Raw genomic sequence first — 16,009 nt, 5'->3', positions numbered from 1 at the left:
GTATAATTTTGTCAGAATTCATTCTAGTTTTGGTGATCCGCCTGGTGATGTTACTGAATGGCTTCAGGAGGTGATGCCCCAGTTATCCTAACAGTATCGAGGTAAAAAGAAACAACATAAAATACTGAGCAAAGAAAAAGAAGGTATTTACTCTTTCGCAATCTTAATTTCTGGAGGAGTTAAGATTACCTTTAAAGGACTTCCGCATATCTTGGCATAATCCCCTCCTATGATTGAGGCTGTTGTCATTAATTGTTCAGCTATTTTCTTCAGTAATTCAGGCTTCTGTTCTAGCGGTGTAAGCTCTACAATTACTATATTACCACTTTTTAGCTCGTCACTAACCCTCTTGAGATCAGCATGAGTAGAAATCACAATTTTCTTTATGTATACTACCTTTGGCTTTACTAACTCTTTTGCCAAAACCTCTTCTTCCACTGGTACAAGTTCAACTTCAGAGGGCTCTTCCTTTATTCTACTCTTAAGAGATGAGGGAACCTTTTTCTGAACTTCCGCCTTTTTAAGCTTGTCAAATAGCCCCACTTTAACCACCCCAGTTTAGTAATTAGAGTGCTAAAGAAAATTTAGTTTGCAAGCTTATAATCTTTTTCCATTTTTTCAATACTTCTAAAAGATAACTTTTCTCCAAACACTTTTTACTTTCTCTACATAATTAGGGGGTGTTGCTATTATAAGGATCCATCTAGGAGTTTGTCTTCTCTTAATTGCAGAAGCTAAAGGAGTAACCTTTGTTAAAGGTTCTTTTTTTCCATCACCAAGAAGAATTGATATTTCGATTTGCTTAAGACGAGGCTCGCTTATGATTAATTCAGGAACAGAGAGTTCAATTATCACTTCTCCTTCGCTTGCACCCACTCTATCAGCAAGTTCATTTTCCAGCTCTCTTATTTTTTTGGTATTCTTGTAGAGAGAAGCTATTATTCTTCTCTCGTCCCCCGTTAGATCCTGAGGCCCTACAATAACTGCTGGTTTATACAACTCCCTTCTCCTAATTTTTTGTATAATTTCACTCGGAAAGCCACCAATATCTTCAAGTTCGACTATTAGCCTATCATCAGTCATTTTCCAAAAATCAAACAGTTCTCCACTATCTAGAGCAAATTCCACACCCTTTATCAACATTGCCTCGGCTATCTTAACAGTCCTATGGAAATATACCCTAGAATACATTAGAGATCTAGCAACCAGCATACCTTCAACGGCTTCAAGTCCTTTTTCATCAACAACAAGTTCATTATCGTGTATTTTCATCACATTTAAGAGTCTCTCCAAGTCGATTATCCCATGAGCAACTCCAGTATAGTGAGCATCTCTAGCCAAATAATCAAGCTGGTCTACATCAATGTCTCCATTTATTATCATGCTTAGATACTTCTTTTTATGTACTCCACATATTAATTCCCCGACCTCTTTTGGACTATATCCTAGATCAGAAATTATATCAGGTATCTCCCCACCATTCTCAACTATATCTATTTTCCCCTCAATAATTTTCCTACTAATTTCCATGTGGTCCCCAATCTTTAACCTTTCTTTGTAAACTCTCTCAAAAGTATGACTAAATGGCCCATGTCCTATATCATGAAGTAATGCAGAAATTTGAACCAGCAAAGCTTCATCCCTTGGGATGTCCAATTCACTGCTTAGCTTTTTTGCTAAATACCAAACACCTAAAGAGTGTTCAAACCTAGAGTGGTTAGCTCCAGGGTATACTAAGTTAGCGAGCCCCAACTGGCGAATATATCGCAACCTCTGAATCTCAGGAGTGTCTACAAGTTTAATTAATTCCTCAGGGATTTTCATACTGCCATGGACTGGATCGTGAATTATTTTCCCATCGCTCACGCTATGCCCCCAGCTAGATTTAGGAAGTAATTTATTTTAAGTTAACTGTCTTCAAAACTAACATAATTAGATTGCGAGACCTAGTGGAAGACAAGGGAGTTTTACTTCTTATTGGAAATCCCCGATGGCTACTGAAGATACTTGTAGATAAATGGAGCAGAGAAAAGAAAGTCATAATATTTGGTAAACTTATTATAAGCCCACAACATCCAAAAAACGTAATAATACATTCGGACATTCCATCCTCTACAACTGATATCTATCCGACCGTAATAGAGGGGTACTTTGATAGAAAAGATATCGAAAAAGAAAGGATACTAACGTTTATCAGTAACAATTATAGAAAAGCTCCAGTAATTATTTATGAGGAAAAGTACTACTTTAAGAGAGCCTTTAAATCAAAATTATGCCATTATCTTTCTTATATAGCAGCCTACAAAAGAGAAACTGTCAATTTCGACAAAATAGAGATTTTTAAGTTAGAAAATTGCAAAATAATCAACAGAAGTATATACATAAGAAGGTTGTAATTTTGTAACTTTGAAGAGATAATGGGGTAAGTAATGGTAATCGGCAGGGATAAGACAAAAATGAAATTTCCTAAAGGGAAGACCAAGAATATATGGCATTTAATCATGGCAATCTATTTGGAAATCGCTCTGAATCCGAAAAGTTTATATATCTCTTTTTTCAAAAAACAAAATGCAAATCCCTTACAAACAAAAGGTTCGGAGGTGTAGGAAATGGGAGAATTGCCAATTGCCCCAGTTGACAGGCTTATAAGAAAGGCAGGTGCTGAAAGAGTTAGCGAGCAAGCAGCCAAAGTCCTAGCAGAGTACCTCGAAGAGTACGCTATTGAGGTCGCAAAGAAGGCAGTAGAGTTCGCAAGGCACGCAGGTAGAAAGACTGTTAAGGTTGAAGACATTAAGCTCGCAATTAAGAGCTGAAATCTTTTTTAGCACTTTTCTTTTTCCTTAAATTTTCGCAAATAATTTTTAACTATGAGGCTTATCTTTTTCTAGGGTGAGAAAAATTGACAATAGAAACACAAGAAGAGCCTCCCGAAATTAAAGTATATCTCCCAAGAGTTGGGATAACAAACTTAAAAAGTGTAGCAAAGATTGAGTGGAAGGGAAGAATATACACTTTTATTCCCACATTTGAAGTTGCAATAGACCTCCCCGAAGAGAAAAAAGGAATTCACATGAGTAGACTTGTAGAAAGCATCACCGAAACAATGAGTGAAGCTGTTGAAGAAGAAGTAAAGAAAGTTCACACTTCACTTGAAGATCTTGCCCTATGTATCATAAGAAGAATAGAAAAGAAACACTCCCATAAGAGAGCAGAGGTATGGATAAAAAGCACGCTAATTTTAGAAAGACAAACTCCTGCAAGCGGAAAAACTAGTTATGAACCCTATGACGTAGAAGTAGGAGTGATAAAGAACTCAGATGGAAGCATAAAAAAGGTACTAAAGGTAAAGGTTATCGGAAATACAGCCTGTCCTCACGCAATGGCAAACAACCAAGGAAAAACTCACATACAAAGAGCAATCGCCGAGCTAGAAATAGAGACGCATTTCAATGAGGATATAGCTCTAGAGGATATGATCGAAGTTGTAGAAAGCTCATTTAGCTCTCCAACTTACACCCTTCTAAAAACTCCTGACGAAAATGCTGTTGTGAGGAGAATGTACGAGAATCCAAAGTTTGTAGAGGACGTTGCTAGAGAAATAGTATACAAGGCAAGGAACAGATTCAAGGGGAAAATACATGTGAAGGTAATAAGTCACGAGAGCATTCACAAACACGACGTTATAGCTGAAGTTTGGGCATGAGCTCTTCCTTATTCTTTAATTTTCTCAAGCAGGTATTGCAATATGTAGGAGTCCTAAGATCCCAGTCTTTGATATCTTTTGGGGGATTCATTACACAATCTTCATGACAGTGTGAGAGCCCATATAAGTGGCCGATCTCATGAAGAACGCCCTTAAAAACCCTTTCGATAAACAAATATTTATTTTCTGTAAAAAATGGCTTTATTGAAAGAGCCAAAACATGATAATCCCCAACATTAACTTGGATTCCAAGGTACTTTTTGTATATGTCAAAATATCTATCTCTTGAGCCAATAGGAAACGTCGTGATTCCAAAAATCTTTGTTATGCTATCGTCATTTACATCGTCTCTCATTTCGACTAACTTCCCATATAAAGCCTCAACAACTGCCTCAAAAGAATACATATTAACAAACCCACTTGCAGTCTCAACTCTAATTAATGTCCCAGGAGGAAGGATAATTTTTCCAGCATAGACAATGTTTATTGGTAATCTAACATCTCTATAGAACCGCCTCACTCGATCATATACTTCAAAAAATAGCCACTCATACTCTTTTCCGCCCATATATGCAAAGGCTATTGTATCCATACGAGGAAAAAAGACTTAATCTTGGTTTATATTATTTTCCACCATGAAGGCCAAAAAGATGCTCCCCATAATCACAGCAGTATATTTTGCCGTTGGTCTTTCGATAGTTATTTCAAATAATCCGTGGTTCTTATTCACTAAAAATGCTCTCAGCGACATGGGGTCAATACAAAATCCCAAGGGATGGATGTTCAATACCTTTATTGTAATTCTCGGGATTTTGGGCGCTCTAACTGCCTTGGTGCACAAGAGAAAAATCCTCACGATGGCAATGCTCTTCCTAATAATGGTTGGCATTTTTCCTGAAGAGTACACCCCTCATACTCCATCAGCAATTCTCTTTTACATCCTCTCCTTCATAGATATAGCGACTAATGGAAAGAAAGCAGGGTTATTGGCTTTTGCAACTTTTCTCACAATGATAGGGTTGGTAGCAGTGGGTATTGGGCTAGCAATTCCAGAGCTAATAGGAGGTACAGTAATTCTTGGATACATGATATATCTGGGCTTGCGAGAAGAAAAAATATATACCAAAAACTCAACCTCTAACCCATGAAGGTTGTAGCCCTCCTAAGCTCAGGCATAGACTCTCCCGTTGCAATTCATCTTATGGCTAGTAGGGGGGTAGAAGTTTACCCTCTTCATTTTAGACAGGACGAGGTGAAGGAGAGAAAAGTTAGAAAAGTTGTCAAAAAGCTCCAAGAAATTCATGGCGAAAAGGTTAAAGATCCACATACAGTGAACGCCTACGAAGTTCAAGCTCCTGTTTTCGAAAAGCTTAAGGAAATAAAGAAAGGCAAGTGGACATGCGTGTTTTGTAAGTATACTATGTATATTGTTGCAGAGAGCTATGCAAAAAAAGTTGGAGCTAGTGCAATAATTACGGGAGATTCACTAGGCCAGGTGGCTTCCCAAACTCTTGACAATCTCCTAGTCATAAGCACAGCTACAAAATTGCCAGTAATAAGACCACTAATTGGGCTTGATAAAGAGGAGATAGTTAAAATAGCAAAGGAAATTGGGACGTTTGAAATTAGCATAGAAGAAGAACCTCCTTGTCCATTCGTTCCGAAGTTCCCAGTGGTTAGAGCTGGATTAGGAGAATTTCAGAAGATTTTATCTCAAGTGAAAGACAAACTTCCCAGGGGAGATTTATGAAACCCTTAAAGCTTGCAACTTATCTTCTAATCTTAAATTCCTTTCTTCTGCTTTTATATAGTTATTCAATCTACTATGCATTCGCAATATTTAGCTTTGTTTTAGCAATTGGAGTTATGAAAAGAATAAGGCTTGCAATAAAATTAGCTCTAATTTATGCTGGGATAGAATTGTTTTTCTCACTTTTATTTTTAATGGCTGGAAACATTGCATCGGCTGTCGACGCTACAATAAGCCTATTAATACTTCACGATATAATCTCGTATGTACAAGAAAAAGGGTAAAGAAGAGGCTATCCCTTAAGGATTATTCTTGCATCAATCAACAACTACTGCTCCCTCGCCTTTTCTATATACAAACACTGGATTTAGATCCATCTCCTTTATGTAGTCCTTAAGATCATCGACAAGCTTTGAAACTTTTAGCAACATGTCCACTATAGCCTCTATATCTGCTGGTTCTTCCCCTCTAGCTCCTGCCAGTATTGGATAGGCCTTAATCTCTGTAATCATTTTTCTTGCATCTTTTTCTGTGATTGGAATTATTCTAAATGTTACGTCTTTCAGGATTTCCACGAATATTCCACCAAGTCCAAACATTATTGCATGCCCAAACTGTGGATCCTCAGTAACACCGATTATCACTTCTCGCCCAGGCTTAAGCATGGGAGCAATTAGGACACCAAAAATCTCTGCATCTGGCCTATATTTCCTAGCGTTTTCGTGTATTTCTTCCCATTTCTTCTTTAATTCTTCTGGACTTTTGATATTTAACATGACAACTTTTGCATCACTTTTGTGGAGAATTTGAGGAGACATAAGTTTCATAGCTACTGGATATCCAATTTCCTCGGCATATTTAAGGGCCTCATCAAGAGTTTTTGCCAGCTTTTCTTCTGGGACGGGTAGACCGTAAGCTTTTAAAACTTGCTTAGCTTCATATTCAACCATCGCCGTCCTTCCTTGTGCCAACACTTCCTCTATTATCTTAAGGGCCTCCCCCTTCATCTTTCATTCCCCCATCTTCCTCAAATATTCAGCATATCTAACTAACCCAGCGAGAGCTCTAACACCCCTCTCAGGGGTTGGATAAACAGGAACTCCTTTTTCCTCCAACATTTTAGCATATCTGTCTGTCTTGTAACCTCCCATTGATACAGCAACTATCGGTTTATCACTCTTCTTCGCATAGTCTGCAATGATTTCAATGACTTCCTCTTCATCCAGTAATGGAACCTGGAAGAGGACTATGACGAGAATTGCATCAACGTTTGGATCCTTTGTGAAAGCCTCTAGAGCTAACCTGTATCTTTCTGCATCAGTGTCTCCAACGACATCAGTTGGATTTCCAACAACTGCATGAGGTGGGAACTTTTCCCTTAGGAATCTTAGGGTCTCTTCACTCAACTCAGCTAATTTTAAGCCAAACTTTGCAACGGCATCACTAGCCATTACTCCAGCTCCACCACCATCTGTAATGATTCCAATTCTGTCTCCCTTTGGCAACTTACATTTTGCAAAAGCTTTTGCCAAATCAAACATGTGTTCAAAGTCTTCAGCCCTTATTATACCTGTCTGCTTGAAAACTGCGTCGTATATGACATCTTGACCCGCTAAGCTTCCAGTGTGAGACGAAGCAGCTTTTGCTCCATACTCTGTTCTTCCACTCTTTAAGGCAATTATTGGCTTTATCTTTGTTACTCTTTTGGCAACTTCCATGAATCTCCTACCATCTTTGACTCCTTCAATGTAAAATGTCATCACTTTAATCTGTTCATCCTGGGCAAAGTATTCCATGAGGTCAGCATCATCTACATCTATTTTGTTTCCATAACTAACCATTTTTCCAATCCCAATGCCCGCCATCGCTGCCCAGTCAAGCATTGCTGCAGCGAATGCACCACTTTGGCTAACAAATGCTATTGGACCACTCTTCGGTCTGTCCATCTTTTCTTCTGGTAAGAAAACTGTATCAACGCCAGTATCGGGAACATAAACACCTACACAGTTGGGCCCTATCACCCTAATTCCATGAGCTCTTGCTATTTCCAGTATCTCTTGCTCCATTCTTTTACCTTCTTCCCCGAGCTCACCAAATTCTCCTGTAATTATTACAACGGCCTTTATTCCCTTTTCTGCAATTTTTCTCATGGTTTCTGGGACTGCAGGGGCCGGAATTGCTACAACAGCTAAATCAGTGTCGTCTGGAAGTTCTTCGACACTATGATAAACCTTGTATCCATCAATTTCGTCAAGTTTGGGGTTAACTGGGTATATGTTGCCCTTGAATATTCCTCTCTCCTTGTTTCTCTTGAAATTCTCAAAAATAACATTCCCAACTTTTCCTTTCTTGTTTGTTGCTCCAATAATCGCTACAGCCTTGGGATCAAAAAATGACCTTAGTTGTTCTTTAATGTCCAAGTTGTTAATCATAATCTCCCCTCCTTCATGAAATTTTCCATAAATTTCCAAAAAGTATCTCAAAAGAGCAGATTAAAAGTTTTATGTGTATAAAATGATTATAAACGAAAGGTTTTAATGCCCCTATTCAACCTCACAATCATGACGAAGTACATATTTGTTACTGGAGGAGTTGTGAGTGGGCTTGGAAAGGGAATCACAAGCGCTTCAATAGGGCTTCTCATGAAAGCTAGAGGCTACAAAACAACCAACATCAAAATTGATCCTTACATCAACTATGATGCTGGAACTATGAACCCCTATCAGCACGGAGAAGTCTTCGTTCTTGACGATGGTGGAGAAGTGGATCTTGATTTAGGAAATTATGAAAGATTCTTAGACACAGAATTGACTTTTGACCATAACATAACAACTGGAAAGGTATATTCTACTGTAATAGAAAAGGAGAGAAGAGGAGAATATCTCGGAGCCACTGTCCAAGTTATTCCTCACATCACAGATGAAATAAAGAGGAGAATAAGAGAGATAGCTAAGGATTACGAAGTCGTTGTAGTGGAGATAGGAGGCACCGTGGGAGATATAGAAAGCATGCCTTTCCTCGAGGCAGCGAGACAAATGCAGCTAGAAGAAGGAAGAGACAACGTGGCATTCGTTCATGTAACATACGTTCCAAAACTCAAGGTAGTTGGAGAACAGAAGACAAAGCCAACCCAACACAGCGTCAAAGAGCTCCGCTCCCTGGGAATACAACCAGATGCAATTGTTGCCAGAAGTGAAGATCCCCTTGAAGAGGCCGCAAGAAAGAAAATAAGCCTATTTACCAACGTTCCAGAGGAAGCCGTTATCAGCGCGTATGACGTTGAAGATACATATGAAGTTCCCCTCCTACTGGAGAGAGAAGGACTCGGAAAATATCTAACAAAAAGGCTCAAGCTTGAAGATAGGGAACCAGACCTAAAAGATTGGGAAAAGATGGTTGCAAAATACAAGGCCCTAACTGAAACTGTTGAGATTGCAATAGTTGGAAAGTACGTCAAATTGCAAGATTCTTACCTTAGCATTAAAGAAGCATTAAAACATGCCAGCGTTAGTAATGAAGTCAAGGTAAAGATAAGATGGATTGAGGCCGAGGACGTTGAAACTCATGGAACGAAGCTTCTTGAAGGAGTTGATGGTATTATAATCCCAGGAGGATTTGGGGCAAGGGGAGCTGAAGGAAAGATACAGGCAATAAGATATGCAAGAGAAAATGACATCCCCTTCCTAGGCATATGCTTTGGCTTCCAACTAACAGTTGTTGAGTTTGCAAGAAATGTTTTAGGAATGAAGGGAGCCCATTCAACTGAAATAGATCCCCAAACTCCATATCCAGTTGTTGACCTAATGCCAGAGCAGCGAAACCTAGACAGGCTTGGAGGAACTATGAGACTTGGAGCTTACCCAGTAAAGATAAAGAAAGGAACCTTAGCATATTCCCTTTACAATAAGGAACTCGTATATGAGAGACATAGGCACAGGTGGGAGGTCAATCCTAATTACATTGAAGCTCTTGAGAAAGCTGGATTAGTGTTTAGTGGAGTTGCGGGGGACGATGAAAGAAGAATGGAAATTCTAGAATTGCCAGATAAGAGATACTTCATAGCAACTCAGTTCCACCCAGAATTTAAGTCGAGGCCAATGAGACCAGCTCCAGTCTTTCACGGACTCGTTAGAGCAGCAAAAGAATACAAACAGGAGAAAAATGTTACTCACTAATCATGCTAAAGAAAGGATAGCTAAGAGGTTAGCTAAGAAAAGAAAAATTTACAAAATTTACTCTACCTTATTTTCTTTTCTAAAAAATTCGATTAGGATTGAAGTAGAGGATACCATACTCTTTACTGATGGCAACAAAACGCTAGTTGCAACTAAGCTTGATGGTGAACTTTTAGACCTTGGAGATATCGTTAAGAGAGTTAAGGATATCGAAGAGAGCTACGAATGCGTGTTTTGGGATAAGAAAATTGCGAAAATAACAAAACCAATAAAATTCCTTCAGGAGATTCCTCCAGGGAAATACTATTTTTACATAAATAAGGAGAAGAAGGTTCTTTACATTGGTACTCATGAGCCTTTGTTAGCCTTAACTTTTAGACCCGCAAAAAGATGGGAGAGAGCTCTATTTTACTTCAGCTGAAATATCCTTAGCTTTTATCATGCTCCCTATCGCAATAATAGCCGTAACAACGATTCCACCTATCCCAGCATTAAAGAAGAACTTCCAAAGTGGATAGCTCAACATTCGGGTTAAGTAAGAGCAGAAAAACTCCCAGAGAGATGCTAGCAAAAACGCTGAAACGGTAGAATACCTAAATTCCTTTTTTGAAACTGTAGAAATGATGACCCAAGGGACTAAAATAGCTAGAACAGTGCTCACTAAGGCTAAAGCTACTGCCATTGGCAGAGAATAATACTCAGCTAATGAAATGCTTATCCCTATCAAAAATATAAAGGAAATAGCCAAAATGTACTTTTTTCCAATTTCCCTCATATTAACACCTCCACATCCTAAGGTCTTGGTTCAGGAAAAATAGACTCGCATTTGCTCCCTTTTTCGGTACAACAGCTCTCACCACATAACATTCCAAGGCTTAGCCAGCTTCCAGAAATTCCTGTTTGTGGTAAGTTAAAAAAATATATGGATTTTAGACCAGTTCTTCTGAACTCTAGCAATAGGTCTTACAACTTTAAAAGGATTTATACAATTATCAACTTCTGGATATTTGGGATAACTGAGCACGTAGGCACTATAGGCTACAATTAAAATTAAAATTATACTAATTGCCAGCAATACATGTTTTCTCATTGTCTCGCCTCAACAAATACTTTCTGCATTCAATATTTATAAAACTTTCCTATTTTACATTGGAACTACTAAGATCTCGCCAAAAGGCTCTTCTTGGATTATCTCAACCCTCCCCATATTCTCAAGGAACAAGAGATATAGAAAAGTTCTCGCTATTATCTTTGGCTCAACATCAGGAACTAAGTCCCAGAACTTTATTGGTGTTCCTGTTTTTTCGTAGATTTTCTTAACAACCTTGTAAAGCTCTTCAACGTATTTTTCGATGTCCACTCTAAAGTCATCAATAACAAATATCTCCTCATCAATCTCGACTTTCTTCTTTTTCTTTGGTTTTCTCCTCTCAGCTTCTTCCAATGCCTCCATTAGAGCGTCAATTAAGTCATCCAAGGTATAGTATCTCTCAACCCTCCTTAATGGTGGAACTAAGGGATCTACCTCCACCCTTATTCTTTCCTCTTCCTTTTCTTCTTGCTCCCTAGAGTCTTCATTTAGCAAAGCCTCACTTTTCATCCTAACTAGTATTGCAGCAGCTAAAATTGCCCTCGCTGAAATTCTCAAGTCTAGCTCCTGCATCTCCCTAAGCATTTTAATGTACTTTTCAGTTAGATCGACAATATCGATATTCCATGGATCAACTTTTCCCATCTTAACAAGCTGAAGCAAAATGTCTACAGGAGTAACCTCAATTTCCATGTTCCCACCCTTGCTTCTTTCTTATCTCCTCAAGTATCTTCATTGCCTTCTCCAGGCTTAGAGAGACCACCTTGCTCACTCCATCTCTCATGCTTACACCTATTATCTTGTCTGCATTTGCCATCATTACATCTCTTAGCGTTATTACTATGAACTGGCTCTCCTTTGATGACTCTTTTATCAAGTCTGCAACCCTCTTGACGTTTGCATCATCTAAATGAGCATCTATCTCATCGAAGAGATAAAATGGAGCAGGCTTAAATTTCTGAATTGCAAACACAAAGGCCAATGCCGTTAAAGCTTTTTCCCCACCACTCATAGCTTCAATTCTCTTGACATCTTTTCCGGCTGGCTTGGCCTCTATTTCTAACCCTCCGGAGAAAGGATCCTCTGGATTTTCCAATATTAGTCTAGCTGATCCACCTGGGGAAAGCTTTGCAAATATCTCTGAGAAATTCCTCGAGATTGCCTCAAAAGTCCTCATAAAGACATTTTTCTTTTCTTTTTCGATTTCATTTATGAACTCTATTATGCTCTCCTTTTCTGCTTCTAACTTTTCTCTCTTGCTCTTAAGCTCTAGATACCTTCTCTCAACGATCTCAAAATCCTCAATAGCTTTCATGTTAACAGGCTCTAGAGACCTTATCTCCTCCTCCATCTTCTCAATTTCCTTCTTAACCTTCTCTAAGTCGAGAGGAATTTCCTTTATCGACTTAATGAGGTTTTTATCATAGTGCGTAAGTTGATACTTCTTTTCTTCCAGCTGGGCGTTCAGTTGAGCATCTCTTACTTTTAACGTGTTAGCTTCAATCTCGAGCTCTTGAAGCTTGCGTTGAAGCACTTCTTTTTTCTCTCTAAGCTTTGATATATCTTCTTCGAGCTTTTTCCGCTTTTCTCTCAATGTTCTAATCTCACCCTTAATGTTTTCTTCTATGGACTTCAATTTTTCAAGCTCCTTGTTCAGAAGTTCTAAAGCCTTCTCATTTTCAGATATGTTGTTCTTAAGGGCATTTATCTTGTTAACTAATCCTTCAATTTCCTCCTCTAATGAAGCTTTTCTTGGAAGTAACTCCTCATTGAGCCTAGACTCTAGACTTTCTATTCTACTTTCAATTCTGCTAAGTTCTTCCTTGAGAGAGGAAATTTCTCCATCGATTATTCTTATCTTTTCCATTAGCTCTCTAGCTTCTGGATTTTCTAGGGCTTTCTTAAGTTTCTCTTTCTTCCTTTCAAGCCTCTGAATTCTACCCCGTAACTTAGCTAGCTCACTTTTCTCATTTTCAATTTTCTGCTCAATTTCTTGTATTTTCCTCTCAGATTCTTCAATTTCTTCCTTTACTGCATTCTCCTCTTCCAACAACCTGTTTAGGTCTTTGCTAGCAAGTTCAAGCTCCTTTTTCTCATCACTAAGCTTTATTCTCAACTCAAAGCTTGCATTTTCTAAACTCCTAAGTTCGATTTTTAGGGAATTTAATTCTCCCTCCAAAGCTTCTTTCCTCCTCCTTAGAGATTCCACTTTTTCCCTAAGTTTCGTTGTATCTACTGCAAGGCCTCTCGCTCTAAAATGTCCTCCTGTTATTGCGCCACTTCTTTCATAGAGCTCTCCTTCAATTGTTACCATTCTAACCTTTCCTATGTGAGGTCTAGCTTCCTCCATAGAGTTGACTATAACTGTATCTCCAAGAGCAAACTTTACAGCATTCTCTATTTTTTGATCATACTCAATAACATCAACAGCTGGTAATCCTACGGAAGAATCAACGTGTTTAGGTTTTATCTTGTTAAGAGGGAGAAAAGTCAATCTACCTAGCTTATGCTCCTTCAAGTATTTTATCGCCTTTTCAGCCACGAGCTCATCTTCAACAACTACATTGTCTGCTCTATTTCCCAGGGCAACTTCGATTGCGAGGGCATAAGCTTCGTCTTTGACCTTTATTAACTCGGCGAGTGTTCCATAGATCCCGCCAATCCCAGAACGCTTTAACTCCTCGGCAGCCCTATTTCCTCTCACTTCTCTTTGGGCCTCAGCAGCTATTAATTCTCTCTCTGAGGATTCTAACTCTTTCGAAACTTTTTCTAATTCATTACTCTTTGCCTCAATTTCCTTTTCAACTTTAATCCTTTTGGCCTGTATTGTTGAGAGCTTTCCTTCTATTTCACTAATTTCTGCCCTTTTATCTTCAACAACTGCTTTAAATTCATTAATTTTTTCCTTAATTCCTGGAAGTTTTGCTCTTAGGAACAATATTCTAGAGTGGAGCTTTTCTTTTTCTTCTTGGAGTCTCCTTATATTCCCTTCGATTTCGTACATCTTTCTCGTTGTTTCCTCTAGTTCCTTAACAACTGAGTCAAACTCTTCTCTTGCAGCTCCAAAAGTTTTATCAATTTCCCCAAGCTTAACTACGAGAACGTTTCTTTCCTCCTCTTTCTTTTTGATTTCATTTATCAGAGCATCTCTCCTCTTTTTCCATCTTGTTATAGCTCCTTTTGATTTCTCTATTTCTGATAGAACTTTTCTAAGTTCCTCCTTAGTTTTCGCAAGCCTTCTTTGAGCATCCTCCAGTTCCTCTTTTGCAACCTCAATGTTCCTCTTTGTCAATTCAATTTTTGATGTAACTTCTCCAATTTTCTTAGTTATTTGAATTGCCTCTTCCCCGCTTTCTTTCTCAATTCTTTCTTCAATTTCTCTTAGAACTTTTACTTTTTCAACAATTTCTTTTCCAATTTTTTCTATCTCTTTTTCGATTTTCTGAATTTCCTCTTCTATTTCAGCCCTTCTCTTTTCCCCTTCTTTTATTTGAGTTTCTAGTATCTTTATTTCACCCAGGAGAAGAGAAACTTTAGCTTTCTCAAGCTTATCTTTTAAATCTAGATATCTAAGCGCGTCATTTCTTTCCTTTTCAAGCTTGTCAAGTTGCTTCTTTACTTCTTTGATCAGGAGATCCACCCTAGCTAAATTTTCCTCAGCTTGCTTTAATTCCTCTAAAGCTTTCTCTTTCTTAGAATCATACTCAGCAATTCCAGATATGTCATCTATAAGGAGTCTCCTCTCTAAAGGACTCATCTTAATGAACTTCGTTATATCTCCCTGGAGAACTATATTATAACCATCTGGGGATATCATGGCAGCGGTCAAAATATCAAGAATTTCACTTCTTGTAGCTCTTCTCCCATTTAACCAGTAAGAACTCCTACCGTCGGGGTAAACCCTCCTTCTAATCACCACTTCATCTTCATCAATTGGAAAGCCTCTATCCTCGTTGTTAAAATATATTGCAACTTCAGCATACTTAGCTGGGGGTTCATTTTTACTTCCAGCAAATATGAGATCACTGATTCTACTGGCCCTCATGGCCTTTGCTGATAACCCTCCCAGTACAAAGAGAATAGCATCTCCAATGTTGCTCTTTCCAGATCCATTAGCTCCTACTATTGCCGTGAATCCTTTTGAAAAGGGTATTACCACTTTCTTGTTCCCATAAGATTTGAATCCCTTTAGTTCAAGCTTCTCTATGTAGGGCATTATTGTACACCTATACTGGTATGCGAGTAGAGAAGTATATAACTTCTTTCCCCTAATGTTGAAGGGTGGTTTCATGTACAAGGGATTAGCTATAATCTTTGGATTTCTATTTCTGGGAGAATTAATAGAAAGCTTAGGAATTCCAGTTCTTGGGAGCGTTCTTGGAATGCTATTATTGACAATTGCGTTGATAACGGGAATTATAGAAATTAGAGATGTAGAAAAAGAAGCAGAATTCCTTGTGAAAAACATGAGCATAATGTTTATCCCCCCAGGAGTTGGGATTATCCTATACTTAGATCTCCTAAAGGAAAACATTGTGGCAATAGTAACTGCCCTCATTTTCAGCTTTCTGATAACTCTGTGGGCAACAGGAAAGGTTGTGGAGGTGCTTAGAAGATGAACACATTTGGAATATTTCTCACAATCTCAGCATATACATTTTTCTCCTGGGCATATTCCAAGAAGAAAACTCCAATATTAAACCCAGTTCTCCTCTCAATACTTCTAATCGCTCTCATTCTTAAAGTTGGGAATATTAGCTACGAGAAATATATGGAATCAGCGAGATTTCTGAGCTTTTTACTAGGACCAGCTGTTGTAAGTTTAGCTATCCCCCTATATAAGCAAATCAATATTGTGAAAGAATATAAGAAGGAGATTGCAGCTGGTATAATCACTGGTGGAACCGTGGCAATACTTTCAGCTGTATACATCTTGAAAGCTTTTAATGCTCCAGAAATTCTCCAGAGGACTATTGCCCCAAAGAGTGTAACTACGGCAATTGCAATGGGTGTTAGCGAAAAGATAGGTGGAATCCCAGAGCTAACAGCTGTTCTAGTGATCTTAACTGGAATTCTTGGAAATGCTCTTGCTCCGGAGTTACTTGACTTCTTCAACATCAGAGATAGAGTTGCAAGGGGACTGGCTACAGGAGTTTCTTCTCATGGCCTTGGCACCGCAAGAATGATACTTGAAGATGAGTTATCAGGAGCAGTAAGTGGATTGGCCATGGCACTCAACGGTGTCTATACAGCTTTTCTGCTTCCTTTAATAATAGAACTAATAGTGTGAT

Annotated in this window: 18 protein-coding genes and 1 pseudogene; 11 read left to right on the top strand and 8 right to left on the bottom strand. The window is 38.5% G+C overall.

Translation table 11 applies throughout. The features are described 5' to 3' along the window. Positions 1–91: pseudogene (locus PWP39_RS04085) on the top strand (IS6 family transposase); the annotation flags it as partial. Positions 92–147: 56 nt separating this feature from the next. On the opposite strand, the gene PWP39_RS04080 reads toward PWP39_RS04085, so the two are convergent. Further along, positions 148–543, bottom strand: a complete 396-nt coding sequence (locus tag PWP39_RS04080; protein WP_014835563.1) for a cell division protein SepF — start codon at positions 541–543, stop codon at positions 148–150. An 84-nt stretch (positions 544–627) separates the two neighbouring features. Further along, a complete protein-coding gene (locus PWP39_RS04075; protein WP_011012970.1) occupies positions 628–1,866 on the bottom strand; it encodes an HD domain-containing protein in 1,239 nt (412 codons plus the stop codon). 83 nt (positions 1,867–1,949) lie between these two features. On the opposite strand from PWP39_RS04075, the gene PWP39_RS04070 reads away from it, so the two are divergent. The 3 genes from PWP39_RS04070 to PWP39_RS04060 all read left to right on the top strand — a co-directional run bounded on the left by PWP39_RS04070 (position 1,950) and on the right by PWP39_RS04060 (position 3,703). Further along, the gene (locus PWP39_RS04070) at positions 1,950–2,396 is read left to right on the top strand and encodes a hypothetical protein (RefSeq protein WP_014835562.1); all 447 of its coding nucleotides are present in this window, start codon (positions 1,950–1,952) and stop codon (positions 2,394–2,396) included. 213 nt (positions 2,397–2,609) lie between these two features. Then, positions 2,610–2,813: an archaeal histone A gene (locus PWP39_RS04065; RefSeq protein WP_010867469.1), complete on the top strand. Its 204-nt coding sequence runs from the start codon at positions 2,610–2,612 to the stop codon at positions 2,811–2,813. Positions 2,814–2,899: 86 nt separating this feature from the next. Continuing rightward, on the top strand, positions 2,900–3,703 hold the full coding sequence (locus PWP39_RS04060; RefSeq protein ID WP_011012972.1) for a GTP cyclohydrolase IV: 804 nt from the start codon (positions 2,900–2,902) through the stop codon (positions 3,701–3,703). Here PWP39_RS04060 and PWP39_RS04055 read toward each other — a convergent pair. Beyond that, entirely contained in the window at positions 3,681–4,295 is a 615-nt protein-coding gene (locus tag PWP39_RS04055) for a zinc metalloprotease (protein WP_011012973.1), read from the bottom strand. The genes PWP39_RS04060 and PWP39_RS04055 overlap by 23 nt on opposite strands. 43 nt (positions 4,296–4,338) lie before the next feature. On the opposite strand from PWP39_RS04055, the gene PWP39_RS04050 reads away from it, so the two are divergent. The 3 genes from PWP39_RS04050 to PWP39_RS04040 are packed head-to-tail and all read left to right on the top strand — an operon-like array spanning position 4,339 to position 5,737. Beyond that, positions 4,339–4,851, top strand: a complete 513-nt coding sequence (locus PWP39_RS04050) for a DUF998 domain-containing protein (RefSeq protein WP_011012974.1) — start codon at positions 4,339–4,341, stop codon at positions 4,849–4,851. Next, positions 4,848–5,453 (top strand): 7-cyano-7-deazaguanine synthase, encoded by a 606-nt coding sequence (locus tag PWP39_RS04045; protein ID WP_011012975.1) that lies wholly within the window; start codon positions 4,848–4,850, stop codon positions 5,451–5,453. Before PWP39_RS04050 ends, PWP39_RS04045 begins: the two co-directional genes overlap by 4 nt. Continuing rightward, the gene (locus PWP39_RS04040) at positions 5,450–5,737 is read left to right on the top strand and encodes a hypothetical protein (protein WP_011012976.1); all 288 of its coding nucleotides are present in this window, start codon (positions 5,450–5,452) and stop codon (positions 5,735–5,737) included. The genes PWP39_RS04045 and PWP39_RS04040 overlap by 4 nt, the downstream gene beginning before the upstream one ends. A gap of 33 nt (positions 5,738–5,770) precedes the next feature. Here the strand turns inward: PWP39_RS04040 and acdBII are convergent, their stop codons facing one another. Further along, positions 5,771–6,460, bottom strand: coding sequence for an acetate--CoA ligase I subunit beta (gene acdBII / locus PWP39_RS04035; RefSeq protein WP_502941331.1), 690 nt, complete (start codon positions 6,458–6,460; stop codon positions 5,771–5,773). A 3-nt stretch (positions 6,461–6,463) separates the two neighbouring features. After that, positions 6,464–7,885, bottom strand: coding sequence for an acetate--CoA ligase family protein (locus PWP39_RS04030; protein WP_288072771.1), 1,422 nt, complete (start codon positions 7,883–7,885; stop codon positions 6,464–6,466). A gap of 129 nt (positions 7,886–8,014) precedes the next feature. Here PWP39_RS04030 and pyrG point away from each other — a divergent pair, with 129 nt between their 5' ends. Continuing rightward, the gene (gene pyrG, locus PWP39_RS04025) at positions 8,015–9,628 is read left to right on the top strand and encodes a glutamine hydrolyzing CTP synthase (RefSeq protein WP_011012979.1); all 1,614 of its coding nucleotides are present in this window, start codon (positions 8,015–8,017) and stop codon (positions 9,626–9,628) included. Further along, positions 9,615–10,049, top strand: coding sequence for a hypothetical protein (locus PWP39_RS04020; protein WP_011012980.1), 435 nt, complete (start codon positions 9,615–9,617; stop codon positions 10,047–10,049). The genes pyrG and PWP39_RS04020 overlap by 14 nt, the downstream gene beginning before the upstream one ends. Here the strand turns inward: PWP39_RS04020 and PWP39_RS04015 are convergent. The 3 genes from PWP39_RS04015 to smc form a co-directional block, all read right to left on the bottom strand. Continuing rightward, on the bottom strand, positions 10,032–10,403 hold the full coding sequence (locus PWP39_RS04015) for a hypothetical protein (protein WP_011012981.1): 372 nt from the start codon (positions 10,401–10,403) through the stop codon (positions 10,032–10,034). The two genes, PWP39_RS04020 and PWP39_RS04015, sit on opposite strands and share 18 nt — an antisense overlap. A gap of 369 nt (positions 10,404–10,772) precedes the next feature. Then, positions 10,773–11,411, bottom strand: coding sequence for a segregation and condensation protein A (locus tag PWP39_RS04010; protein ID WP_011012982.1), 639 nt, complete (start codon positions 11,409–11,411; stop codon positions 10,773–10,775). Next, positions 11,401–14,934, bottom strand: coding sequence for a chromosome segregation protein SMC (smc, locus tag PWP39_RS04005; protein WP_014835559.1), 3,534 nt, complete (start codon positions 14,932–14,934; stop codon positions 11,401–11,403). Before smc ends, PWP39_RS04010 begins: the two co-directional genes overlap by 11 nt. 73 nt (positions 14,935–15,007) lie before the next feature. Between smc and PWP39_RS04000 the strand changes: the two genes are divergently transcribed. Together PWP39_RS04000 and PWP39_RS03995 are read left to right on the top strand one after the other, a co-directional pair. Next, complete coding sequence (locus tag PWP39_RS04000; protein WP_288072769.1) at positions 15,008–15,337, top strand: CidA/LrgA family protein; 330 nt, start codon at positions 15,008–15,010, stop codon at positions 15,335–15,337. Next, positions 15,334–16,008 carry a CidB/LrgB family autolysis modulator gene (locus PWP39_RS03995; RefSeq protein ID WP_288072766.1) on the top strand — a complete coding sequence of 225 codons (675 nt, stop codon included), beginning with the start codon at positions 15,334–15,336 and terminating at the stop codon, positions 16,006–16,008. Before PWP39_RS04000 ends, PWP39_RS03995 begins: the two co-directional genes overlap by 4 nt. The last annotated feature ends 1 nt before the right edge of the window (position 16,009 follow it).

This window comes from Pyrococcus sp. (assembly GCF_030153625.1).
Taxonomy (GTDB): domain Archaea; phylum Methanobacteriota_B; class Thermococci; order Thermococcales; family Thermococcaceae; genus Pyrococcus; species Pyrococcus furiosus.
Note: the sequence above shows the minus strand (reverse complement) of the source record. Positions and strands in the feature narration are given on the sequence as shown.

What these genes read in the sequence shown, in the direction of transcription:
- PWP39_RS04065 (WP_010867469.1), top strand. Translation starts at nt 2,610, where the DNA reads ATGGGAGAATTGCCAATTGCCCCAGTTGACAGGCTTATAAGAAAGGCA.
- PWP39_RS04055 (WP_011012973.1), bottom strand. Translation starts at nt 4,295, where the DNA reads ATGGATACAATAGCCTTTGCATATATGGGCGGAAAAGAGTATGAGTGG.
- PWP39_RS04050 (WP_011012974.1), top strand. Translation starts at nt 4,339, where the DNA reads ATGAAGGCCAAAAAGATGCTCCCCATAATCACAGCAGTATATTTTGCC.
- PWP39_RS04045 (WP_011012975.1), top strand. Translation starts at nt 4,848, where the DNA reads ATGAAGGTTGTAGCCCTCCTAAGCTCAGGCATAGACTCTCCCGTTGCA.
- PWP39_RS04040 (WP_011012976.1), top strand. Translation starts at nt 5,450, where the DNA reads ATGAAACCCTTAAAGCTTGCAACTTATCTTCTAATCTTAAATTCCTTT.
- acdBII (WP_502941331.1), bottom strand. Translation starts at nt 6,460, where the DNA reads ATGAAGGGGGAGGCCCTTAAGATAATAGAGGAAGTGTTGGCACAAGGA.
- PWP39_RS04030 (WP_288072771.1), bottom strand. Translation starts at nt 7,885, where the DNA reads ATGATTAACAACTTGGACATTAAAGAACAACTAAGGTCATTTTTTGAT.
- pyrG (WP_011012979.1), top strand. Translation starts at nt 8,015, where the DNA reads ATGACGAAGTACATATTTGTTACTGGAGGAGTTGTGAGTGGGCTTGGA.
- PWP39_RS04020 (WP_011012980.1), top strand. Translation starts at nt 9,615, where the DNA reads ATGTTACTCACTAATCATGCTAAAGAAAGGATAGCTAAGAGGTTAGCT.
- PWP39_RS04015 (WP_011012981.1), bottom strand. Translation starts at nt 10,403, where the DNA reads ATGAGGGAAATTGGAAAAAAGTACATTTTGGCTATTTCCTTTATATTT.
- PWP39_RS04010 (WP_011012982.1), bottom strand. Translation starts at nt 11,411, where the DNA reads ATGGAAATTGAGGTTACTCCTGTAGACATTTTGCTTCAGCTTGTTAAG.
- smc (WP_014835559.1), bottom strand. Translation starts at nt 14,934, where the DNA reads ATGCCCTACATAGAGAAGCTTGAACTAAAGGGATTCAAATCTTATGGG.
- PWP39_RS04000 (WP_288072769.1), top strand. Translation starts at nt 15,008, where the DNA reads ATGTACAAGGGATTAGCTATAATCTTTGGATTTCTATTTCTGGGAGAA.
- PWP39_RS03995 (WP_288072766.1), top strand. Translation starts at nt 15,334, where the DNA reads ATGAACACATTTGGAATATTTCTCACAATCTCAGCATATACATTTTTC.